This is a genomic window from Kocuria sp. LHG3120 (assembly GCF_049897445.1).
GTDB lineage: Bacteria > Actinomycetota > Actinomycetes > Actinomycetales > Micrococcaceae > Kocuria > Kocuria rosea.
Genome location: NZ_JAFCWG010000001.1, coordinates 438,881 through 461,167, shown reverse-complemented (window position 1 = coordinate 461,167; position 22,287 = coordinate 438,881). Strand labels below are relative to the sequence as shown.

Annotated in this window: 21 protein-coding genes; 16 read left to right on the top strand and 5 right to left on the bottom strand. The window is 75.4% G+C overall.

What is annotated here, in order from left to right; all coding sequences use genetic code 11:
- Window positions 1-6: 6 nt before the first annotated feature.
- Complete coding sequence (locus ACP7CD_RS02155; RefSeq protein ID WP_017833618.1) at window positions 7-474, bottom strand: tRNA (cytidine(34)-2'-O)-methyltransferase; 468 nt, start codon at window positions 472-474, stop codon at window positions 7-9.
- 58 nt (window positions 475-532) lie between these two features.
- On the opposite strand from ACP7CD_RS02155, the gene ACP7CD_RS02150 reads away from it, so the two are divergent.
- From ACP7CD_RS02150 to secA, 10 genes are all read left to right on the top strand, one after another.
- Window positions 533-1,738, top strand: a complete 1,206-nt coding sequence (locus ACP7CD_RS02150) for a cysteine desulfurase family protein (protein WP_095650626.1) — start codon at window positions 533-535, stop codon at window positions 1,736-1,738.
- Window positions 1,739-1,898: 160 nt separating this feature from the next.
- Window positions 1,899-3,101 carry a tRNA 2-thiouridine(34) synthase MnmA gene (mnmA, locus tag ACP7CD_RS02145; protein WP_081615777.1) on the top strand — a complete coding sequence of 401 codons (1,203 nt, stop codon included), beginning with the start codon at window positions 1,899-1,901 and terminating at the stop codon, window positions 3,099-3,101.
- A gap of 10 nt (window positions 3,102-3,111) precedes the next feature.
- Window positions 3,112-3,513, top strand: a complete 402-nt coding sequence (locus ACP7CD_RS02140; protein WP_017833621.1) for a chorismate mutase — start codon at window positions 3,112-3,114, stop codon at window positions 3,511-3,513.
- Window positions 3,510-4,562, top strand: coding sequence for a hypothetical protein (locus ACP7CD_RS02135; protein ID WP_017833622.1), 1,053 nt, complete (start codon window positions 3,510-3,512; stop codon window positions 4,560-4,562). Before ACP7CD_RS02140 ends, ACP7CD_RS02135 begins: the two co-directional genes overlap by 4 nt.
- Before the next feature lie 184 nt (window positions 4,563-4,746).
- Window positions 4,747-5,430 carry an MtrAB system response regulator MtrA gene (gene mtrA, locus ACP7CD_RS02130; RefSeq protein WP_017833623.1) on the top strand — a complete coding sequence of 228 codons (684 nt, stop codon included), beginning with the start codon at window positions 4,747-4,749 and terminating at the stop codon, window positions 5,428-5,430.
- Window positions 5,427-7,181, top strand: a complete 1,755-nt coding sequence (gene mtrB / locus ACP7CD_RS02125) for an MtrAB system histidine kinase MtrB (protein ID WP_017833624.1) — start codon at window positions 5,427-5,429, stop codon at window positions 7,179-7,181. The genes mtrA and mtrB overlap by 4 nt, the downstream gene beginning before the upstream one ends.
- Window positions 7,178-8,872 carry an LpqB family beta-propeller domain-containing protein gene (locus tag ACP7CD_RS02120; RefSeq protein ID WP_017833625.1) on the top strand — a complete coding sequence of 565 codons (1,695 nt, stop codon included), beginning with the start codon at window positions 7,178-7,180 and terminating at the stop codon, window positions 8,870-8,872. The genes mtrB and ACP7CD_RS02120 overlap by 4 nt, the downstream gene beginning before the upstream one ends.
- 95 nt (window positions 8,873-8,967) lie before the next feature.
- Window positions 8,968-9,762, top strand: coding sequence for a ComF family protein (locus tag ACP7CD_RS02115; RefSeq protein ID WP_109222101.1), 795 nt, complete (start codon window positions 8,968-8,970; stop codon window positions 9,760-9,762).
- An 89-nt stretch (window positions 9,763-9,851) separates the two neighbouring features.
- Entirely contained in the window at window positions 9,852-10,538 is a 687-nt protein-coding gene (gene hpf, locus ACP7CD_RS02110) for a ribosome hibernation-promoting factor, HPF/YfiA family (protein WP_017833627.1), read from the top strand.
- Window positions 10,539-10,728: 190 nt separating this feature from the next.
- Complete coding sequence (gene secA / locus ACP7CD_RS02105; RefSeq protein WP_109222181.1) at window positions 10,729-13,443, top strand: preprotein translocase subunit SecA; 2,715 nt, start codon at window positions 10,729-10,731, stop codon at window positions 13,441-13,443.
- Window positions 13,444-13,546: 103 nt separating this feature from the next.
- Here the strand turns inward: secA and ACP7CD_RS02100 are convergent, their stop codons facing one another.
- Together ACP7CD_RS02100 and ACP7CD_RS02095 are read right to left on the bottom strand one after the other, a co-directional pair.
- Window positions 13,547-14,068, bottom strand: coding sequence for an Rv3235 family protein (locus ACP7CD_RS02100; RefSeq protein WP_017833629.1), 522 nt, complete (start codon window positions 14,066-14,068; stop codon window positions 13,547-13,549).
- A 64-nt stretch (window positions 14,069-14,132) separates the two neighbouring features.
- Entirely contained in the window at window positions 14,133-14,957 is an 825-nt protein-coding gene (locus ACP7CD_RS02095) for a LysM peptidoglycan-binding domain-containing protein (RefSeq protein WP_426118678.1), read from the bottom strand.
- 210 nt (window positions 14,958-15,167) lie between these two features.
- Here ACP7CD_RS02095 and ACP7CD_RS02090 point away from each other — a divergent pair, with 210 nt between their 5' ends.
- Window positions 15,168-15,731, top strand: coding sequence for a hypothetical protein (locus ACP7CD_RS02090; RefSeq protein WP_426118676.1), 564 nt, complete (start codon window positions 15,168-15,170; stop codon window positions 15,729-15,731).
- Between the two features lie 27 nt (window positions 15,732-15,758).
- Here ACP7CD_RS02090 and ACP7CD_RS02085 read toward each other — a convergent pair whose 3' ends face one another.
- Entirely contained in the window at window positions 15,759-15,974 is a 216-nt protein-coding gene (locus ACP7CD_RS02085) for a helix-turn-helix domain-containing protein (protein WP_017833632.1), read from the bottom strand.
- Window positions 15,975-16,214: 240 nt separating this feature from the next.
- On the opposite strand from ACP7CD_RS02085, the gene ACP7CD_RS02080 reads away from it, so the two are divergent.
- Genes ACP7CD_RS02080 through ACP7CD_RS02070 form a run of 3 tightly spaced genes read left to right on the top strand, consistent with a single transcriptional unit; the run spans window position 16,215 to window position 19,854 of the window.
- The gene (locus ACP7CD_RS02080) at window positions 16,215-16,868 is read left to right on the top strand and encodes a hypothetical protein (protein ID WP_426118674.1); all 654 of its coding nucleotides are present in this window, start codon (window positions 16,215-16,217) and stop codon (window positions 16,866-16,868) included.
- A complete protein-coding gene (locus tag ACP7CD_RS02075; protein WP_426118672.1) occupies window positions 16,868-18,250 on the top strand; it encodes an AAA family ATPase in 1,383 nt (460 codons plus the stop codon). The genes ACP7CD_RS02080 and ACP7CD_RS02075 overlap by 1 nt, the downstream gene beginning before the upstream one ends.
- A gap of 50 nt (window positions 18,251-18,300) precedes the next feature.
- Window positions 18,301-19,854 carry a sensor histidine kinase gene (locus ACP7CD_RS02070; RefSeq protein ID WP_426118670.1) on the top strand — a complete coding sequence of 518 codons (1,554 nt, stop codon included), beginning with the start codon at window positions 18,301-18,303 and terminating at the stop codon, window positions 19,852-19,854.
- A gap of 73 nt (window positions 19,855-19,927) precedes the next feature.
- Here ACP7CD_RS02070 and ACP7CD_RS02065 read toward each other — a convergent pair whose 3' ends face one another.
- Window positions 19,928-20,176 (bottom strand): WhiB family transcriptional regulator, encoded by a 249-nt coding sequence (locus ACP7CD_RS02065; protein WP_017833636.1) that lies wholly within the window; start codon window positions 20,174-20,176, stop codon window positions 19,928-19,930.
- 312 nt (window positions 20,177-20,488) lie between these two features.
- On the opposite strand from ACP7CD_RS02065, the gene ACP7CD_RS02060 reads away from it, so the two are divergent.
- Both ACP7CD_RS02060 and ACP7CD_RS02055 read left to right on the top strand, forming a co-directional pair.
- Complete coding sequence (locus ACP7CD_RS02060) at window positions 20,489-20,887, top strand: hypothetical protein (RefSeq protein WP_368796856.1); 399 nt, start codon at window positions 20,489-20,491, stop codon at window positions 20,885-20,887.
- Between the two features lie 157 nt (window positions 20,888-21,044).
- Window positions 21,045-22,223: a glycosyltransferase family 4 protein gene (locus ACP7CD_RS02055; RefSeq protein ID WP_426118667.1), complete on the top strand. Its 1,179-nt coding sequence runs from the start codon at window positions 21,045-21,047 to the stop codon at window positions 22,221-22,223.
- Window positions 22,224-22,287: the final 64 nt, after the last annotated feature.

The window sequence follows — 22,287 nt, the reverse complement described above, 5'->3', positions numbered from 1 at the left end:
CCGGGGCTAGCTCCCGGCGCCCGCGAAGCCCAGCTGGCGCCAGGCCTCGTAGACGGCGATGGACGCCGAGTTCGCGAGGTTCAGCGACCTCCGGGCCGGCAGCATGGGGATGCGGACCCGCGCGGTGACGTGCGGGTCAGCCTTCACCGCGGCGGGCAGGCCCACCGACTCGGGTCCGAACAGCAGCACGTCCCCGGGGCGGTAGGCCACGTCCGTGTGCGAGACCTCGCCGTCGGTGGTGAACGCCCAGACCCGTTCCGGGGCCAGGGCGGCCCAGGCCGCGTCCAGGTCCGGGTGGACGGTCAGCACCGCGAGGTCGTGGTAGTCGAGGCCGGCCCGGCGCAGGTGCGCGGAGCCGAAGTCGAAGCCCAGCGGCTCCACGAGGTGCAGCTCGGCCCCGGTGACCGCGGCGAGGCGGATCGCGTTGCCGGTGTTGCCCGGGATCTCGGGGGTGTGGAAGAGGATGCGGAGCATGACCGCCAGTCTACGGACGCCGGACGCACGCCCGGGCCGGGGCCCTAGACTGGAGTCCGTGCCGCACGAGCCCGTCTACCTCGACCACGCCGCCACCGCGCCCCTCCGGCCCTCCGCGCTCGCCGCGGTCGCCGAGCAGCTGGCCCGCGGCGGCAACCCGTCCTCGCTGCACCGCCCCGGCCGCGCGGCGCGCGCCGTCGTCGAGCAGGCCCGCGAGGACGTCGCCGCGGCCCTGGGCGCGGAGCCCGTCGAGGTGGTCTTCACCTCCGGGGGCACCGAGGCCGACAACCTGGCCGTCCAGGGCCTGTACCGGCACCGGCGCGAGCAGGACCCCCGCCGCCGCCGCGTCCTCGTCTCCGCGGTGGAGCACGCCGCGGTGTCCGACACCGTCGAGTGGCTGGCCGCCCACGAGGGCGCCGAGGCCGTCTGGCTGCCCGTCGACGCGGCCGGCCGCGTGGACCCGGCCGCCGTGCGGGAGGAACTGGCCCGCGACCCGGGCGCCACCGCGCTGCTGGCCGTCATGTGGGCCAACAACGAAGTGGGCACCGTCCAGCCCGTCGCGGAGATCGCCGCCCTCGCGGAGGAGTTCGGGGTCCCCTTCCACTGCGACGCCGTGCAGGCCTTCGGCGCGCTGCCCGTCGACGCGCACCTGCCCGGGCTCACCACGCTGGCCGTCTCGGCCCACAAGGTGGGCGGACCGGTGGGCGCCGGGGCCCTCGTGGCCGGGCGCACGGTGGGGCTGGCGCCCGTCCAGCACGGGGGCGGGCAGGAGCGCACGGTGCGCTCCGGCACCCTCGACGCCGCCGCGCTCGCCGGCTTCGGGGTGGCGGCCCGTGAGGCCGCCGCGGAGCGGGAGACCGAGCAGGAGCGGCTCGCGGGCCTGCGCGACCGGCTGGTGGAGGGCGTGCGCCGGATCGTGCCGGACGCCGTGCTGCGCGGACCGGAGGACCGGGAGCACACGGGCGCCCGGCTGCCCGGCAACGCCCACTTCACCTTCCCCGGGTGCGAGGGCGACTCCCTCCTGTTCCTGCTGGACGGCGCCGGGATCGCCTCCTCCACCGGCTCGGCCTGCCACGCCGGGGTGCCCCGCGCGTCCTCCGTGCTGCTGGCCATGGGCCTGGACGAGGCCACCGCGCGCGGTGCGCAGCGCTTCAGCCTGGGCCGCACGAGCACGGGCGCCGACGTCGACGCCCTGCTCGCCGCGCTGCCCGAGGTCCACCGGCGGGCACTGCGCGCCGGGCTCTCCGGCGCGGCGCCCGTCTGAGCCCGCACCGGTCGACCCCGCGCCGGTCCGATCCCGCGCCGCTCCGATCCCGCACCGGCGGGGACCGCGGGACCCGCCGGTGCGGGGCCGGGGAATACCGGCCGGCCGCGCCCCGTTGACGCCACGGACCCCGACCCCGACCCCTGGAGACGATCTCACCGTGCGAGTACTGGCAGCCATGAGCGGCGGCGTCGACTCGGCCGTGGCGGCGGCCCGCGCCGTCGACGCCGGCCACGACGTGACGGGCGTGCACCTGGCCCTCTCGCGCACGCCCGGCACCCTGCGCACCGGTTCCCGGGGCTGCTGCACGATCGAGGACTCCCGGGACGCCTGGCGCGCCGCCGACGTCCTGGGCATCCCGTACTACGTGTGGGACTTCTCCGAGCGCTTCCAGGCCGACGTCGTCGACGACTTCGTCGCGGAGTACGCGGCCGGACGCACGCCCAACCCGTGCCTGCGGTGCAACGAGAAGATCAAGTTCGCCGCCCTGCTCGAGAAGGCCCTCGCCCTGGGCTTCGACGCCGTGTGCACCGGGCACTACGCCAAGGTGGTCGAGGACCCCGCCGGCGGCCGGGAGCTGCACCGCGCGGCGGACTGGGCGAAGGACCAGTCCTACGTCCTCGGCGTCCTCACGGCCGAGCAGCTCGAGCACGTGCTGCTCCCGCTGGCCGACACCCCGTCCAAGGCCGAGGTGCGGGCCGAGGCCGCCCGCCGCGGGCTGTCCGTGGCGAGCAAGCCCGACTCCCACGACATCTGCTTCATCCCCGACGGCGACACCCGCGGCTGGCTCGCGGAGCGCATCGAGATGACCGAGGGCGAGATCAAGGACGTCGAGGGCAACGTGGTCGGCACCCACTCCGGCGCCAACGCGTTCACGGTGGGCCAGCGCAAGGGCCTGCGCATCGGCACCCCGGCCCCCGACGGCAAGCCGCGCTTCGTCCTGGAGATCCGGCCGCGGACCAACGAGGTCGTGGTGGGCCCGCAGGCGATGCTGGCGGTCGACGAGCTGCGCGGGATCCGCCCCTCCTGGGCCGGGGCGCCCGTGCCCGAGGCGGCGCCGCTCCTGCGGCCCGGGGCCGCGGCCGGGGCGGCGTCGGCCCCGTTCCCCGTCCTCGCCCAGGTCCGGGCGCACGGGGACCCCGTCCCCGCCCGGGCCCATCTCGAGCTCGTCGAGGGGGACGGCGGCCCGCTGCCCGAGCTCGTGGTCCGGCTCGAGGAGCCGATGCGCGGCGTGGCCCCCGGACAGTCGGTCGTGCTCTACCAGGGCACCCGGGTCCTCGGCCAGGCCACGGTCGACCGCGCCCACTCGCTGGCCCGCCCCGACGTCCCGGGTGGTGCGGGCCGGCCCGATCCCGCCCGATAGACTGGCGGCCATGACCGCACCGCACCCCCACGCCTCCGCCGACGTCCGGGCCCACCAGGACTTCGACGCCACCGCGTCCTCGCTCCAGGAGCAGGCCGACCCCCGCGTGCTCGCCGAGCTGCAGTCCATCCGCGGCACCATCGACAACATCGACGCGGCCCTGGTGCACCTGCTCGCCGAGCGGTTCAAGGCGACCCAGCGCGTCGGCGTCCTCAAGGCGACCCACGGCCTGCCCGCCGGCGACCCGGACCGCGAGGCCGCCCAGATCGGCCGCCTCCGGGCGCTCGCGGCCTCCGCGCAGCTCGACCCCGAGTTCGCGGAGAAGTTCCTGAACTTCATCATCAGCGAGGTCATCCGCCACCACGTGGCCCTCTCCGAGGACCACCGGCGGCAGGACGACGACCGCCCGTGACCCGCAGCGCCCCGCCCGGCCCCCGGCGCACCGACCCCGACGTCCCCGGCGTCGTGGGCACGGCCCTCGGCGCGATGCCGGGCACGGACGTCGTCGAGTCCGTCACGCTGCTGCGCGGCGAGCTCGGGGCCCCGCACATCTCGTTCCTGCCCGTCCTGCCCGCCCGCGGTGCGGCCGCCGACCCCGTGGCCCGCACCGCCGCGGTGCTCGACGACCTGTACGCGGACCGGCAGCCCCACGGGCTGCGCGTCTCCGGGGTGCCCGGCAAGGACTCCCGGTCCGCCCGGGCGCTGCTGGCCGGCGACGTCAACGTGCTCGCCGACGTGATCGGCGCCGAGAGCGGCCCCGACGACGCCCCGGTCAAGACCCAGCTCGTCGGCCCGCTCAGCCTGGCCGCCCGGCTCCACCTGCACGCGGGGGAGCGGGCGCTCAAGGACCACGGCGCCCGCCGCGACATCGCGGACTCCCTGGCCTCCGGCGTCCTCGAGCACGTCCGCGCGGTGCGCGCCGCGGCCCCCGGTCGGGACGTCCTCGTCCAGCTGGACGAGCCCGAGCTCGCCCGGGTGCTCGCGGGCGGCCTGCCCACGATGAGCGGCTACCGGACGCTGCGCGCGGTCCCCGCCGCGGAGGCACGGCGCTCGCTCACCGCCGTCGTCGAGGCCTGCCGGTCGGCCGGCGCCGCCGGCGTCACCCTGCGGCTGCCGCCCGGGGTCGACCCCCGGCTCGCCCGGGAGACCGGCGCGGACGCCGTGCAGGTCCCGGCCCCCGCCGGCACCGTCCACGACTGGGAGCCGCTCGCCGCGCTCGTCGAGGACGGCATGCAGCTGTGGCTGGGCCTCGTCCCCGCGGCCGGCGGCACGGCCCGCGCCCTCGCCGCGGACGTGTGGTCCGTGTGGCGGGACCTCGGGCTGCCCGCCGCCGCCCTCGACCGGGTCCGGATCACACCGCGCGAGGAGCTCGACGCCCTGGGCCCCGCCGAGCTGCGCGAGGTCCTCGCGCGGGTCACCGGAACCGCCTCCGCGCTGGCCCGGACCGCCGCCGACGCGTGAGCCCGTCCCACCCGGTGGACCGACACACTCCGCGCCGAGGTGCGGGGCGGGCCGCAATCGGCCACAATGCAGGTGGACCCCGGTCCACCACGACGCCCAGGACACCCTGGCCACGACGCCCCGGACGCCCCGGGCCACGGCGGCCCCCGCCCCGGCGGGCCCGCCCCACACCACCGGAGAGGCGATGAACGCGCGAATACTGGTCGTCGACGACGACGCCGCCCTGTCGGAGATGATCGGGATCGTCCTGACCGCGGAGGGCTTCGAGCCCGTCTTCTGCTACGACGGTGCCACCGCCGTGGACACCTTCCGGGCCGTGCGCCCGGACCTGCTGCTGCTCGACCTCATGCTCCCGGGCAAGGACGGCATCCAGGTCTGCCGCGAGATCCGCACGATCTCCGACGTCCCGGTCGTCATGCTCACCGCCAAGTCGGACACCGTCGACGTGGTCCGCGGTCTGGAGGCCGGGGCCGACGACTACGTGCCCAAGCCCTTCAAGCCCGCTGAGCTCGTGGCCCGGGTCAAGGCCCGGCTGCGCCCCGTGGAGCGCGCCAACTCGCAGGAGCTGCGGATCGGCGACCTCACCATCGACGTGAGCGGGCACAGCGTGCACCGCGGGGACCACGAGATCGGTCTCACCCCGCTCGAGTTCGACCTGCTCACCGCCCTGGCGCGCGCACCGCACCAGGTGTTCTCGCGCGAGATGCTGCTCCGCGACGTCTGGGGCTACCAGCACGCCGCCGACACGCGGCTCGTCAACGTCCACGTGCAGCGGCTGCGCTCCAAGATCGAGCGGGATCCGGAGAGCCCCGAGATCGTGGTCACCGTGCGCGGAGTCGGCTACAAGGCGGGCACGTCCGCCCGATGACCCCGCCGGACGCCGCCGCCTCCTCCCGGCGCCGCGGGCCGGCCGGCGCCGCGACCCGGCGGCTGCGGCTGGGGCGGCTCCTGCTGGCCCGCCGGTGGCGGCAGTCCCTGCAGTTCCGGGCCATCGCCGTGTCCCTCTCCCTGACCGCGCTGGCCTTCTTCGTCACGGGCAGCTTCCTCTCCCACCAGATCGCGGACCGGCTGTTCTCGGAACGGCTGGACCAGGTCCTCGCCTCGGCCACCGCGGACTTCGAGCAGGTGCAGGCCAGCTTCGACGCCTCGGACGCCTCCGACCGCGACGAGCTGCAGGCGCTCGTGGCCTCGACCCTCGGCTCGCTCTCGGTCGACGGCGCGGAGACGGAGCGCTGGATCCTGCTCCCGATGGACTTCACGAGCGGGCAGACCCTCATCCCGGCGCAGAGCCAGAGCCCCTGGATGACCTCGAGCACCGTGCCGCCGGAGCTGCAGGAGCGGCTCGCGGAGCAGGACGGCGTGTTCTGGCAGCCCGCCTCGGTCCGGGTCACGGAGAACGGGGAGGAGGCCCCCGTCATCGTCGTCGGCACGGTGGTGGACCTCTACCAGAACAGCCGCTACGGGCTCTACCTCGTCTACGACTTCTCCGAGCCGCAGCGCACCCTCGACGCGATGCACGCGGTGCTGCTGCTGTCGGTGGTCGTCCTGCTGCTGCTCGTGGGCGCGATCGTCTGGTACGTCACCCGCGAAGTGGTCCGCCCCGTGTCCAGCACCGCCCGCGTGGCCGAGCAGCTCGCGGACGGCGACCTGGGCGTGCGGATGCCCGTCAGCGGCTCGCACGAGGTCGCCCGTCTCGCCCGGTCCTTCAACCGCATGGCGGACAGCCTGCAGGACCAGATCACCCAGCTCGAGCAGCTCTCCTCGATGCAGCAGACCTTCGTCTCGGACGTCTCCCACGAGCTGCGCACCCCGCTGACCACGGTGCGGATGGCGGCCGAGGTGCTCTTCAACGCCCGCGAGGACTTCGACCCCGTCAACCGGCGCTCCGCCGAGCTGCTCTACCACCAGGTGGACCGCTTCGACGCCCTGCTGGCCGACCTGCTGGAGATCTCCCGCTTCGACGCGGGGGCGGCGCGGCTCGAGGTGGCCAGCGTCGAGCTGTTCTCGGTCGTGCACGACGTCGTGGAGGCCGCCGCCCCGCTCGCCGTCTCGTCCGGCTCCACGGTGCGGGTGCGCTCGGAGCTGTCCCGCTGCACCGTCCAGGGGGACCAGCGGCGGATCGAGCGGATCCTGCGCAACCTCGTGGTCAACGCCCTCGAGCACGGGGAGGGCCGGCCCATCGACATCGTGGTGGGGGCCTCCGAGGTGGCCGCGGCGGTGGCGGTGCGCGACCACGGCATCGGGATGACCGAGGAGGAGGCCGCCAAGGCGTTCAACCGCTTCTGGCGCGCTGACCCGGCCCGGGCCCGCACGACCGGCGGGACGGGGCTGGGCCTCGCGATCGCCACCGAGGACACGCGGCTGCACGGCGGGCGGCTCGACGTCTGGGGCGCCCCGGGGGAGGGCGCGTGCTTCCGGCTCACCCTGCCCCGGACCCGCGGACGGCGGCTCGTGCCCGACGACGAGAGCCCGCTCGGTCTGCCGCCCGACGCCGACGCGTACCCGGAGACCGCGGTGGTGACCAGGACGGGGACCCTGGCCCTGGCCTCCGCGGCCGCGGCGGAGCCGGCGCCCCCCGCCGCGGCCCAGCCGACCGACGTCGAGGAGGACCGGTCATGAGCAGGACCCGGCGGCAGACCCGCACGGCAGCACTGGCCCTGGCCGCGGCCGTGGCGCTCGGCGGCTGCGGAGCCATTCCCCGGACGGGACCCGTGCACCGGCACGCGGAGCCCACCCGGTCCGCGGTCCAGCCGAGCTACGACGTCGAGCCGGCCGGCCCCCGCGAGGGCGCGACGCCGGAGCAGATCGTGCGGGGCTTCCTCGCGGCCGGGACGGGCGTGGCCGACGACTACTCCGTGGCCCGCGAGTACCTCACCCCCGAGCTCGCGGGCACCTGGCACCCCGACGCGCGCACCCTCGTGCACCGGGGCGACGCCGTGCCCGTGCCCCGGCTCGAGGACAACGAGTACCGGGTGAACCTCGAGGTGGACAGCGTGGTGGACGGCAGCGGCGTGATCGAGCGCAAGCCGGCGGGCGCCACCGAGGTGCTCGACTTCGACGTGGTCCAGGTGGACGGCCAGTGGCGGATCTCCGACGCCCCCGACGCCACGGCGCTCACCCCGGCCGACTTCGAGGACATCTTCGAGCCCCACCACCTCTACTTCGCGGACGAGGACCTGTCCAACGTGGTGGTCGACCCCCGCTGGTTCCCGGACCGGGTGCCCGTCTCGACGTCGATCGTGCGGGCCCTGCTCGGCGGCCCCGCGCCCTACCTCCGGGGGGCCGTGACCTCGGCCTTCCCGCCGGGCACCACGCTCGCCCGCTCGGCGGTGCCCGTGCGGGACGGCACCGCCACGGTGGAGCTCAGCGTGCCCGAGTTCGACCCGGCGAACATCGAGATCAACCGCCGGATGCACGACCAGCTCGCGCTGAGCCTCCGGTCGCTGACCGCGGTGAACGACGTGGAGCTGCTCGTCGAGGGGGCGCCCGTGGAGCTGGGCGCGGGGTGGACGGACGCCGCGCCCGTCCAGGACGTCACCGTCCCGTCCCGCCAGGTCGGGCTGCGCGAGGGCGACCTCGTGTTCTACCAGGGCGGCCAGACCGAGAACGTGGACGGGATCCCGCCGCTGGACGGCCACCACCCGTCCAGCCCCGCGATGGACGCCGCCGCCGAGCACTTCGCGTTCGTGGACACGGGCACCGGCTCGCTCGTGACCGTGGCGCGGGAGGAGGAGCCCGTGGAGCAGTTCAGCGGGACCGGCCTGACCCGACCGAGCTTCGACGAGCACGGGTGGGTGTGGACCGGGGACTCCGCCGGGACCGTCCGGGCCGTGCGCGCCGTCCCGGGCGCCGGGAGCCCGGTCCGCGTCGAGGCATCGTGGCTCGCCGCGCGGACCGTGACGTCCCTGCGGGTCTCGCGCGGGGGCACCCGGGCGCTCGTCGTCACCGAGGACGAAGGGGTCTCCCAGATCTGGCTGACCGGTGTGGTGCGCGAGCCAGACGGCACGCCCCGCCGGCTCAACGAGCCGTTCCGGGTGGCCGCGGACGTCGACGCGGACGCGGCCCTGTGGCTCAGCGACCGCGAGTTCGTCGCGGCCCCGCTCGGCGGCACCGGCTCCGTCCGGCCCCGCGTCTACGACGTGTCCGGGCGCTTCCGCGAGCTGCCCGGCATCGAGGGCCTCACCGGGCTCAGCGGGGGCAACGGCACGTCCTCCGTCTACGCCGTGGCCGGCGGCACGCTGCACATGCTCACCGGCAACGCCTGGGCGCCGCAGAGCGAGGACGTCCTGGACACGGCGTTCGCCGGCTGACCACCCGCCGGGCCCGACCGCGGTCCACAGCCCCGGCCGTCCGGATCCTCGGCCGCACCCCGGCCGGGCCGTCCGGCACGGGCCAGCATGGCCGCATGCCCGCGACCCCGCCCACCGCCCGCGCCCTCGACCGGGCGGCCGCACGCGCCCTCGACCGGCTGGCCGAGGCCGCCGAGGTGCTCCTGCCCGTGGAGTGCGCCGTGTGCCGCGCCCCGGGCACCGCGCTGTGCCGTGCCTGCCGCCTGGTGCTGCGCCGGTCCTGCGCCCGCCCCTTCGAGGCGTCCTCGGCCGCACCGCTGCTCGACCCGCCGCTGTCCGTCGTCGCCGCCGGCCGCTACGCCCACGGACTCGCCACCTGTCTGCTCGCGCTCAAGAGCACCGGGCGCACCGACCTGGTCCCCGTGCTCGCCGCCTGCCTGGCCACGGCCCTGCACGCGGCCGCCCCCGGCTGGCCGGCGGGGCCCGTGCTGCTCGTCCCGGTGCCCACCAGCCCCGCGGCCCTGCGGCGGCGCTGGTTCGACCCCGTGCGGCTGCTGCTCGAGGACTGCGCGCGCCGCGGCGCGCTCCCTGCCGGCACGCTCGTCAGCCGCGGGCTGCGGCACCGGGCGGCCGGGGCCTCGCTGACCGGGCCGGCGCAGAAGCGGCTGGGCACCGCGGGCCGGCGGGCCCGCCCCGCGGGGTCCATGCGGGCCGCCGCGGCCCCCGGCGCCCGGTGCGTCGTCGTCGACGACGTGCTCACCACGGGGGCGACCCTCGGCGAGGCGGCCCGCGCACTGCGGGCCGGCGGGGCCGAGGTGCTCGGGGCGGTGGTGCTCGCCGCCGTGCGGCCGCCGGCAGTTCCGCTCACCGCTGATTCGGGTCCGGCCCGGCCGGGTGAATATCCCGTGTGATTCAACTAACGTTGAGTCACGGGACGCAACAATCCTCCCGGGTGGGCGGCCCCATCCGCCCACGTCACCCCCGAGATTTGGAGGGCATCATGGAACTGAACGTCATGGGGCGCAACGTCGCCGTACCGGAGCGGTTCAAGGAGTACGCCGCCGAGAAGGTCGTCAAGTTCGAGGAGCTGGGCGAGAAGGTCCAGCGCATTGATGTCAAGGTCACCAAGGACCACGCGCTGCCCGGCCACCAGGGGATGGGCGTGGAGATCACGGTCTCCGGACGCGGCCCCGTCCTGCGGGCCGAGGCGCGCGGCGACGACAAGTTCGCCGCCTTCGACGAGGCCTACAGCAAGCTCCTCGAGCGCCTTCGCCGGGCCCGCGACCGCCGCAAGGTGCACCGCGGCGCCCACCGTCCCACGGCCGTTCACGAGGCCACCGGCGCCCTGCCCGTGGTCCCCAGTTCCGGGCCCATCTACACCACCGCCGCGGAGCTCGCGACCGCCGAGCAGGAGGCGTTCGACCAGAGCGTGAGCCTCACCGACGCGGTCACCCCCGTCGAGATCCGGCGCAAGCGGTTCCCGGCCTCCGAGCTGAGCGTCGACGAGGCCGTCGACCACATGGAGCTCGTCGGCCACGACTTCTACCTCTTCGTCGACAAGGAGACCGGCGAGCCCTCCGCGGTCTACCGCCGCAAGGGCTGGAGCTACGGCGTCATCAGCCTGAGCGAGAACGGCGAGGAGTCCGAGGAGAGCGTCCGGGCCTACCAGCCCGAGCCCGCCGGCTGACCCCACCCCGTGACGGCGGGCCCGCCCGGCTGGGTGCCGGCCGGGTCCCGCCCCGGAAGAGCCCGGTGGTCGCGGCCACCGGGCTCGTCCGCGCCCGGAGACCGGCACCGGCTCCCGTAGACTGGAGCGGGTGCCGGACACCCCCCCCATCAGTCCCAGCACGGCAGTCGAACACGAGGAGCGTGTGCACGTGGCGTCATTCCTGGAGAAAGTCCTCAGGACCGGAGACAAGAAGGTCCTGACGAGGCTGCGGTCCTACACGACCGCCATCAACAGCCTCGAGGACGGCTTCCGGGAGCTCAGCGACGCGGAGCTGCGCGCCGAGACGGACGCGTTCCGCGCCCGGGTCGCCGACGGCGAGTCCCTGGACCGGCTGCTGCCCGAGGCCTTCGCCGTGGTCCGGGAGGCCGCGTCCCGCACCCTGGGCCAGCGCCACTACGACGTCCAGCTCATGGGCGGCGCCGCCCTGCACCTCGGGAACATCGCCGAGATGAAGACCGGCGAGGGCAAGACCCTCGTGGCGACGGCCCCCGCCTACCTCAACGCCCTCTCCGGCAAGGGCGTCCACGTCGTCACCGTGAACGACTACCTGGCCGAGTACCAGGCCAACCTCATGGGGCGCGTCTACCGGTTCCTGGGCATGGAGACCGGCGTGGTGCTGGCCAACCAGGACCCGGCGACCCGCCGCCAGCAGTACGTCGCCGACATCACGTACGGGACGAACAACGAGTTCGGCTTCGACTACCTCCGCGACAACATGGCGTGGAGCCCCGACGAGCTCGTGCAGCGCGGCCACAGCTTCGCGATCGTCGACGAGGTGGACTCCATCCTCATCGACGAGGCCCGCACCCCGCTGATCATCTCCGGGCCCGCCTCCGGCGAGGCCAACCGGTGGTACACCGAGTTCGGCCGCCTCGTGCAGCGGCTCGACGCGGGCACCGACTACGAGGTGGACGAGAAGAAGCGCACCGTCGGCGTGCTCGAGTCCGGGATCGAGAAGGTCGAGGACTGGCTCGGCATCGACAACCTCTACGAGGCCCAGAACACCCCGCTCATCGGCTTCCTCAACAACGCCATCAAGGCCAAGGAGCTCTTCCGCGCCAACAAGGACTACGTGGTGCTCAAGGGCGAGGTCATGATCGTCGACGAGCACACCGGGCGCATCCTCGCCGGCCGACGCTACAACGAGGGCATGCACCAGGCCATCGAGGCGAAGGAGGGGGTCGAGATCAAGGCGGAGAACCAGACCCTCGCCACGGTCACCCTGCAGAACTACTTCCGCCTCTACGAGAAGCTCGCGGGCATGACCGGCACCGCCGAGACCGAGGCCGCGGAGTTCATGAACACCTACGGGCTGGGCGTCGTGTCCATCGAGACGCACCGCCCCCTCGTCCGCATCGACCGCCCCGACCTCGTCTACAAGAACGAGGTCGCGAAGTTCGCCGCGGTGGTCAAGGACATCGAGGAGCGGCACGCGAAGGGCCAGCCGGTCCTCGTGGGCACCGTGTCGGTCGAGAAGAGCGAGTACCTCTCCAAGCTGCTCGCCCAGCGCGGCGTCCGCCACGAGGTCCTCAACGCGAAGAACCACGCCCGGGAGGCCGCGATCGTCGCGCAGGCCGGCCGCAAGGGCGCGGTGACCGTGGCCACCAACATGGCCGGCCGCGGCACCGACATCATGCTCGGCGGCAACGCCGAGTTCAACGCCGTGGACCGGATGCGGGAGAAGGGCCTGGACCCGCAGCGGGACGCGGAGGAGTACGAGCGCGTGTGGCCGGACGTGGTGGCCGGCTGCGAGGAGGAGACCCGCGCCGAGCACCAGGAGGTGGTCGACGTCGGCGGTCTCTACGTCCTGGGCACGGAGCGCCACGAGTCGCGGCGCATCGACAACCAGCTGCGCGGGCGCTCCGGGCGGCAGGGGGACCCGGGCGAGTCCCGCTTCTACCTCTCCCTCGCGGACGACCTCATGCGGCTGTTCAACGCCGGTGCCGCCCAGCGGCTCATGGCGGGGGCGCCGGACGACACCGCGCTCGAGCACAAGATCGTCTCCCGCGCCATCGCCTCCGCGCAGAGCCAGGTCGAGGGGCGCAACGCCGAGCAGCGCAAGAACGTCCTCAAGTACGACGACGTCCTCAACCGCCAGCGCGAGGCGGTCTACCGCGACCGCCGCCGGGTCCTCGAGGGCGACGACCTCCAGGAGCAGATCGTCCAGTTCGTCGACGAGGTGGTCACCTCCACGGTCCAGGACCGCACGGCGGTCGGCCACCCCGAGGACTGGGACCTCGACGGCCTGTGGGAGTCCCTGCGCACCATCTACCCCGTGACCCTGTCGGTCGACGAGGTCGTGGAGGAGGCCGGGGGCCGCACGCGGCTCACGGCGGAGTTCCTGCGCGAGCAGATCCTCTCGGACGCCCGCCTCGTCTACGACCAGCGGGAGGAGGAGGTGGGCGCGGAGGCCATGCGCAACCTGGAGCGGCGCGTGCTGCTGTCGGTCATCGGGCGCAAGTGGCCCGAGCACCTCTACGAGATGGACTACCTCAAGGAGGGCATCGGCCTGCGGGCGATGGCCCAGCGCGACCCGCTCGTGGAGTACCAGCGCGAGGGCTACGCGATGTTCCAGGAGATGATGGGCGCGATCCGCGAGGAGACGGTCTCGACCCTGTACCGGATGGAGATCCGCCGCCAGCGCGTGGGCGCCGACGGCGGGCCCGTCGACCTGCAGATCCCGCGCCAGCCCAGCTTCCTGCAGTACACCGCGCCCGCTGAGACCGGCGGCACGCAGACCCGCACGGAGCCCACCGCGGCGGGCCGCGGCGAGGACGACGCGGACGCCGCCGCGGCGTCCGCCAACCGGGCCGGGCGCCGGGCCCGCGCCCGGGCCGCCAGCGCCGAGTCCGCGGAGGGCTGAGCCCGCCGAGGACAGGTTCCTCCCCAGGCTGAGTCCGCCGGGGGCTGAGCCTGCCGGGGACTCGGTCCGCCGGGGTCGAACGCGCCGGGGCGGGGAGGCGGGGTCAGCCGACCTCGAGCTGCGTCACGCTCCAGCCCCGCCCCAGCCGCTCCACCCGCATGGCCACGGCCCGGCTGCGCCTCGGCTCCACCACCACCAGGGCCACCTCGTAGACCCCGCGGCCCACCCGGCAGACCCGGCACCTGCGCACGTGGGGGTTCCGGTGCAGCTCCTGCAGCGCGGCCTTGCCCTCGAACTGCTCCTGGAGCAGCCGGAGCATGTCGGCGCGCTGCTGGAAGCGCTCCACGATCTCCGGGGTGGTCCAGCGGCCCAGCTGTGCCGCCGGCCGGCTCCCGCCCAGCACCTCCACGGCCGCCTGGCCGATGGAACGGGCCAGGGCCGTCACCCGGCCCAGCTCGTCCTCGGCGTCGTGGCCCAGCACACGCGTGGCGCCCCACGTGTAGCCGCCGGGGGCCGTGGGCGGCGCCGGGCGCCCCCGGCGGGCGGAGGGCCCGGCCGCCGGGCGTCCGCGCTCGGGCGCGAGCGGACGGGCAACGGGGTCGGAACCGGCGGTGGGTGCGTTCATGACGGGCCTCCTGGGAACGGTGCTGCGGTGGGTCGATGGTGGGGTGCCGCGGAGCCGGGGCGGGTCAGGGCCCCCCGGCGCCGGGCACGACGAGCCGCTGACCCGGCAGGAGCCGGTGCGGTCCGTCCGGGAGCACCGGCCGGTTCAGCTCGTACCAGCGGGGCCATGCACGGGCGACCTGCTGGTCGGAGGCCTCCGGGCCCAGGTGGGCGGCGGCCAGGGACCACAGGGTGTCCCCGCGCACGACCGTGACGGCGCCGTCCACTGTGCGCTCCGCCACCGAGGGGCCGGTCCGCGGGAAGCAGGGATCCGGATCCGGATCCGTCGACGGCGCGGGGGCGGACTCCCCGCCCGGGGCGGGCTCGCGGTCGGGGCCGGGCCGGGGTCCGGCACCGGGGGCGGGCGCCGGGCCCGGCGCCTCCGGGGCGGGGGTCGTCTCCTCCGGGGCGGACGTCGTCCCCTCCGCGGCGGGGGCCAACTCCTGCGCGGACGCCCCGGCGCCCCAGAACGGGGAGGGGGCATCGACGGCGACCGCCGCCGGGGCCGCGAGCAGCTGCAGGCCCAGTGCCGTGGCCGCCGCGCGGCGCAGCAGGGCGGGGGAGCACCGCCCGCAGATCCCGGCCAGGCGCTCCCAGCGGTGGTGACCTGCCAGCACCGCGAGCACCGCCAGGGCGGTGGCCAGGATCCAGGCCGCCACCACGGCGCAGCCGAGCACGGCCGCCGCGAGCCCGATCAGCGCCCCGGTGTCCGGGCCCCCGCCGGTGCGGACGCCGCCCGCACCGGCCAGGGCTGCGCCGCAGGCCGCGGTGGCCGCACCCAGGGCGGGCACCAGGAGCACAGACCACAGCGGAGCGGACGCGGTGCTCGCAGATCCTGGGGTGCCGATCATCTGATCTCCCTGAAAGTGAGCCTTCATGTCGTTTGACAGCATTTGTTGCTGTTTGACGTCGTTAAGCATTGCTAGCACCCCCTGGGTGCCGGTGTAAAGGTCTCAGCGGCCCGCGGTGGACATGACGTTCCTTGACGAGGGCAGGGCGGACGCCTACGTTGAGGCCCTGCGCGACCGGACGGCCCGGGAGCCGGAAGGGGAGGCCCTGCAGTGCGCTGGGAGCAGCTGTTCGCGGACCTGGAGGCGCAGCTGGCCTCCGCGCACCAGCAGGGCGTGGAGGAGGAGGCGGCGGAGCAGGCCCGCGCGGAGTACTCCCGGGTGCGCCTGACCGACCGGCTGCGCCTTCGGCAGGGCGAACCCGTTCGGGCCCTGCTCACCGGTGCCGTCCCGCTCGAGGGCCGGGTGCGCACGGTGGGCGCCGGCTGGGTCGTCCTCGAGGACCGGGGCACCGAGCACCTGGTGCCGCTGGGAGCCGTCCTGTGGTGGGAGTCCCTCGGCCGGGGGTGGGCGCCCGGTGACGACCTGCTGGCCCTGCGGCTCGGCCTGGGGCACGCGCTGCGCGCCCTGGCCCGGGCCAGGGCCGGGGTGCGGATCCGGCTCGCCGGCGGTGGACCGCTGGGCGAGCTCGAGGGGACGGTCGACCAGGTGGGCGCGGACTTCTTCGACCTGGCCCTGCACCCCGACGACGACTACCGCAGACGGGGCAGCGTGACCGCGCTGCGCGCCGTGCCGTTCCCCGCGCTGGTCTGCGTCTCCTCGCTCACGGCGGGGTGAGACGGTCGGCGGCGGCGTCCCGGTGGATCAGTCGAGCGCGCCCGAGCGCACCGCCTCCGCCGTCCGCTCGTAGCCGCGGGCGATGTACTCCTCCAGCTTGGCGGTCTCGACCCGCCACTGGCCGCGGCCGCCCACCTGGATAGCGGGCAGCTCCCCGCTGCGCACGAGAGCCCTCGCCTGCGTCGCCGAGATGTTGAGGATCTCGGCGACGTCCGCCAAGGTCAGGAAGCGCTGCTGCGCCATCCTCCGCCTCCTTGCTCGTGGTTGCTCTCCCGTTCCAGTCTGCCACCGAAGAGGCGCAACGGCTCCCCGTCCACATGCGGCGTCGCCACCGCCCGCCCCGGGCGGGCACGGGGGGGCGGGGCGCGCATCCTGTCCCCAGTTGTGCACCGACCGGTTCCCGGGGCACCACGGCCGCGGGCAGAATGTGGGCCACGAGCACGGTCCCCACGGCCGTGCGGGCAACGAGAGAGGCGGTCGCCGATGAGCGGCACGGTCAGGGGCACGGACGCCCCGTCGGCCCGGTTCCGGAGACCGACCTGGCGGGACCCGAGGCTGCTCACCGGGCTGCTGCTCGTGCTGCTCTCCGTCGCCGGGGTGACCGCCGTGGTCACCGCCACGAACCGCACGGACCCCTACCTGGCGGCCGCCCGGGACATCGAGGTCGGCCAGGACGTGACCGGGGAGGACCTGATGGCCGTCGACGTCCGGCTGCAGGACGCGGCGGACCACTACGTCCCTGCGGACGCGGCACCGGGGCCGGGCACGGTCGCGACGCAGCGGATCCCGGCGGGCCAGCTGCTGCCGGGGTCCGCGCTGGGCACCGCGGACCGGCTGGACCGCAAGCCGGTCGCCGTCCCGGTGGACCATCCGCTGCCCCAGGACGCCGGGGCGGGGACGCGCGTGGACGTCTGGGTCGCCGCCCAGAAGCCCTCCGGCCGCGGCCACGAGCCGGCCCGCCTGCTGCTCCCGGCGGCCGAGATCGCCGGCGTGCAGACGGAGCAGACCGCCCTCGGCGCGGGCCGCGGCACCGTGGTGCACGTCCTGGTCGAGGAGGACCCGATGGAGGAGCTCGTGGACGCGCTCGGCAACGACGCCCGCGTCACGCTCGTGTGGAATCCCGCGAGCGGCCGGTGATGGTCCTCCCGGTCATGGCCCTGGGGGTCTCCACCTGGCCCCTCGTCGACGGCATCGAACGGCTGCACGGACCGGTCACGGTGGTCCGCCGCTGCCTCGATCTCACGGAGCTGCTGGCCGCGGCGCGCGCCGGACTCGGCCGGGCCGCCCTCGTGGCGGAGGGCGCCGAGGACCTCACGGCGAGCCTGCTCGAGCAGATCCGGCTCGGCGGCGCGGCGCTGCTGGTGCTGGAGGGCCACGACCACCGCCGCCTCGCCGGTCTCGGCGCCGTGGTCGTCCCGGAGCGAGCGGCCCCCGAGGACGCCGCCCGCCTCGTCGAGGAGGCCGTCGCCGCCGCGTCGGGCGCACCGAGCGGGGTGGGCTACGCCGACGTCGTCGCGGCGGGCCGCGCCGACGGAACCGCCGCCGTGCCCGGCGCGCCCGCCCCCGCGGCCGGCGGGCACCCGCAGGAGGGGGAGGACGACGATGGCGCCGAGTCCCCGGCTCCCCGGGGCGCCGGGCGGATCGTGGCGGTGTGGGGGCCCACCGGGGCACCGGGCCGGACCACGGTGGCCGTCAACCTCGCCGCGGAGCTCGCGCTCCTGGGGCAGGACACGGCACTCGTCGACGCGGACACCTACGGCCCCTCGGTGGCCGCGGCCCTCGGGATGCTGGACGAGGCGGCGGGTCTCGCCCAGGCGTGCCGGCTCGCCGACCAGGGGCGGCTGGACGGGGCAAACCTGCGGCGGACGGCCGCCGACGTGGCCGTCGCCGGGCGCACCGTCCGGGTGCTCACGGGGCTGACCCGTCAGGACCGCTGGCCGGAGCTTCGCTCGAGCGCCGTGGCGGCGGTGCTGGAGCGCTCGGTGCAGGAGTTCGGCACCACGGTGGTGGACTGCGGCTTCGCGCTGGAGGCCGACGAGGAGCTCACCGTCGACACCATGGCTCCCCGCCGGCACGCGGCGGCCCTCACGGTCCTGGAGCGCGCCGACGTGGTGGTGGCCGTGGGCGCCGCGGACACCATCGGCGTGCCGAGGCTGCTGAAGGCGCTGCCGGACGTCGCCGCGGCCGCGCCCGGGGCCCGGCTCGTCGTCGCCGTCAACAAGCTGCGCCGCTCGGCGGCGGGACGCTCACCCGAGCTGGGGGTCCGGGAGGCGTGGGCGCGGTTCGGCTCCGGCCCGTCGGTCGAGCTGTTCGTGCCGTGGGACCCGGAGGCCTGCGACGAGGCGCTGCTGGCCGGGGCCGTCCTCGCGGAGACCGCGGCGGGATCCTCCGTGCGGGCCGCGCTCCGGGAGCTGGCCGGCCGGGTGCTCGCCGAGCCAGGGGAGGCGGGGGCGGACGAGGGCCCGCTCGTGCGCGGTACTAGGCTGGGCGGCAGGATCGGGGCCTGGCTGCGGCGCTGATCGCGGGGGCGCCGTCCGGCCCCTCCCCACCTGCGACCACCGGAGGCGACGTGGCGTTCACGGAACCGCTCAGGGACACCAAGGACTTCGGGCCCGGGGACTACGAGTGGCTCCACCTGCTCGTGGGGGACTGGCAGCTCATCTCCGACCTCGCCTTCGGCGACCTGATCCTCAGCTTCCCGGCCGACTACATCCCGGCCGCGGGCAGCGGCAACGGGCGAGGCATGCCGGTCCCCGGCAGCTCGTTCCGGGTGCTCGCCCACGTGCGGCCGGCAACGGGTCCCACGGTCTTCCACAAGGACATGGTGGGCGAGCTGCTGCCCGACGAACTGAGCGGGCCCCTGCGTGCCGCCTGGGTCGGCCGGCGGATCGAGCGGGTGCGCCCGTCGGGGGAGGGGGCCGGTGCCTCCGGCCCGGTCAAGGTGGTCCCGCTCGTGCGCAAGGGGCGGACGCTCGCCCTGCTGACCCTGCACGCCGGACGGGCACCGGGTCAGGTGGTCTCCCGGCAGGAGATCGTCTACCGCGAGACCACCGACGCGCTGCTGCGGATGGCCAACGAGGGCCTGTGGCCGGACTTCTCCGCCCCGACGGGCTCGCGCCGCGGCGCCCCGCGCGTCGGGGACGGGGCGATCCGGCTCGACGCCGAGGACCGCGTGACCTACGTCTCGCCCAACGCGGAGTCGGCGCTGCGCCGGCTGGGGATCGACGGGGAGCTGCTCGGGGAGCGGCTCATGGACCTCGTGCCTCCCGTGCTGGTGCCGGGGGCGGACTCGGACGAGACCCTCGCCCCCGTGCTCAGCGGACGGACGGCGTGGCGCAGCGAGGTGGAGGGCGCGCGCGTGAGCGTGAACTTCCGCTCCGTCCCGCTGCGGGACCGGTCCGGACGGCTCGGCGCGGTGCTGCTCTGCCGGGACGTCACCGAGCTGCGCCGCCGGGACCTGGAGCTCGTCTCGAAGGACGCGACCGTGCGGGAGATCCACCACCGCGTCAAGAACAACCTGCAGACGGTCTCCGCGCTGCTGCGCCTGCAGGCCCGGCGGATGACCACGGACGAGGCGCGGCACGGGCTGGAGCAGGCCATGCGCCGGGTCGCGACCATCGCGATGGTGCACGAGACGCTCTCCCAGGGGTTCACGCAGAACGTGGACTTCGACGAGCTCATCGCCCGGCAGTTCCGGCTCGCGGCGGAGGTGGCCGCGCCCGAGCAGACGGTGCACACGCGGATCATCGGGGAGTTCGGGGAGCTGCCGACCCGCCTGGCCACCCCGCTGGCGCTCGTGATCAACGAGCTCGTCACGAACGCGGTCGAGCACGGCCTCGCCGGGCGGACCGGAACGGTCACCCTGGAGGCGTCCAGGGTGCAGGACGAGGACGGCGCCGGTCAGCTGCTCGAGGTGGTGGTGAGCGACGACGGCGCCGGGATGGGCGACGTGGTCATCGAGGAGTCCGGGGTCGGCGCCTTCCGCAGGGCGGGCGGCGGCGAGGGGCTCGGGATGCAGATCGTGCGCACCCTCGTGGCGGGCGAGCTCGGGGGCTGGATCCGCTGGGAACCGCGGCAGGGCGGGGGCACCGAGGTGACGGTGTGCGCCCGCCTCGACGACTGATCCGGCGAGGGCCCGGGAAGCGGCGAGGACCGGGACCCCGCAGGGTTCCCGGTCCTCGGTGCGAGCGGAGCGCTCAGGAGGCGCGGCGGGCGCGGGCGGCGCGGCGCTTGAGGGCGCGGCGCTCGTCCTCGCTCATCCCGCCCCAGACGCCCGCGTCCTGGCCGGACTCGAGGGCCCACTGCAGACAGGTGTCCATCACCGGGCAGCTGCGGCACACGGCCTTCGCCTCCTCGATCTGCAGGAGAGCAGGTCCGGTGTTGCCCACGGGGAAGAATAGCTCGGGATCCTTCTCCAGGCATGCTGCGCGACTACGCCAATCCATGGTCAGCGATCGCTCCTTTCAAGGGTGGGTCCCGTCGGGGCAGGGCAGAAGGATCCTGCGGCGGCCGCGTCCGGGACAAGAGAAAAGGCCCATTCGCACGGGCCTTGTGAAGAACTGACGTCCACCTTCCCACGCCGGAGGGGTGCGGACAAGGGCTTTGGGTGGCGCGTCACAGCCGGGTCGGTGAGGCGTTGCTCACAGGACGCCCGGGACGGGCCGCCGCACGATCCGCACGGCGGGCCGCGCCGGCGGCGGGCGGACTAGGGTGGCGGGGAGCGCCGGGGCCCGCCGCCCGGCCGGAAGGAGAACCCCATGCCCACCCCCTCCCGGGACGCCCGGCCCCGCGCGGTCGCGGTCCTGACCGGCGTGGTGCTGCTCGAGGCCCTGGTCCTCGCCGGGGCCGCCCTGCGGCTGGTCTGGTCCCTCCTGTTCGAGGAGCCCCTGACCGTGGGCGGAACGGTCTTCCTCGCGGCGGTCTTCGCCGGGGGCGCCCTGTGGCTGCTGCGCGTGGGCCGGGGCCTCTGGCGCGGCTTCCGGTGGCCCCGCGCGGCCGCGCTCGTGGTCCAGCTCTTCCTCCTGGTGCTCGCCTACCCCCTGCTCCGGTCGGGGCAGTGGGGGCCCGGGCTCGCGACGGCGGTGCCGGCCCTCGTCGTGCTCGTCCTGCTCTTCCGGCCGGGCGTGCTGGCGTGGACGAGCCGCACCGTCCGGTGAGCGGGTCCGCCCGGCCGGCCCCCGCGGCCCCGGGGCGCGCCCGCCCGGGACGGCCGGGCAGGACCAGTACAGTTGGAGCGCCCGTGCCCGCCGTCGTCGTGCCCGGGCCCCGTCCGTTTCGTCCCCTCCCGTCGAGCAGCTCCGAACAGGTGGTCCCGTGACTCCCCGCCGCATCGTCATCGTCAGCCGCATCTTCGCCCCCGAGCCGGCGGCCGCGTCCTTCCGGCTGCGGGCCCTGGCCCGTGGCCTGACCGAGGCGGGGGCGGAGGTCACGGTCCTCACCACGCGTCCGCCCGCCGGGTCCGTCATCGAGCCGGAGCCCTACGACGTGCGCCGGTGGCCCGTCCTGCGCGACCGGTTCGACTACGTGCGCGGGATCGTCCAGTACCTCAGCTTCGACGTCCCCGTCCTCTTCCGGCTGCTGGCCACCCGGGCCGACCTCGTGGTCAGCGAACCGCCCCCCACCACGGGAATGGCCGTGCTCGTCTCCTCGCTCCTGCGGGGCCGTCCCTACATCTGGTACGCCCCCGACATCTGGACCACCGCCGCCGAGAAGATGGAGGTCTCCGCGCCGGTGAAGCGGGCCATGCGCGTCATGGAGACCCTCGCGGCCCGGCGGGCCGCGGGCGTGCTCACCGTGTCCGAGGCCATGGGCCGCGAGCTGCAGTCCGTCACCGGCGTGGCCTGGGAGAAGGTGCTCGTGGCGGAGAACGGCATCGACACCGACGTCTTCCGCCCCGACGGACCGGTCGCCGAGCCCGGCGCCCCCTACTTCGTCTACGCCGGGTCGATGTCCGAGTGGCAGGGCGCCGACGTCTTCGTCCGCGCCATGCCCCGCGTCCTCGAGGCCCACCCCGACGCCCGCCTGCGCTTCTTCGGCAGGGGCTCCGACATCGACCGCGTCCAGGAGATCGCCGAGCGGCTCGCCCCGGGGAGCGTGATCTTCGAGGGGCTGCGCCCCGCCGCCGAGACCGCGGAGTGGACCCGGGGGTCCGTCGCAGCCCTGGGTGCGGTGCTCCCGGGCATCGGCTACGACTTCACCAAGCCCACCAAGATCTACGCCGCCGCCGCGTGCGGGACGCCGGTCGTCTACGCGGGGGCGGGGGTCGCGGCCGAGCTCGTGCAGGACAACGGCCTGGGCGCGGCCGTCGACCACGACGCCGACGCGGTGGCCGAGGCCATGATCGCCGCCCTCGACCGCCGGCTCGACCCGGCGCTGGCCGAGGACAACGACCGGGAGCGCCGCCGCCGGGCCGCGTGGGCGGCCGAGAACGCCTCCCTGGCGGCCTCCGGTCGCCTCGCCGCCGAGTGGCTGCTCCAGGGCTTCCCCGACTGATCAGGTACTTTGGTACGCAGCGCACGCCCGGCGCGCCCGTGCCGCCCCCTCACCGGCCGGACGC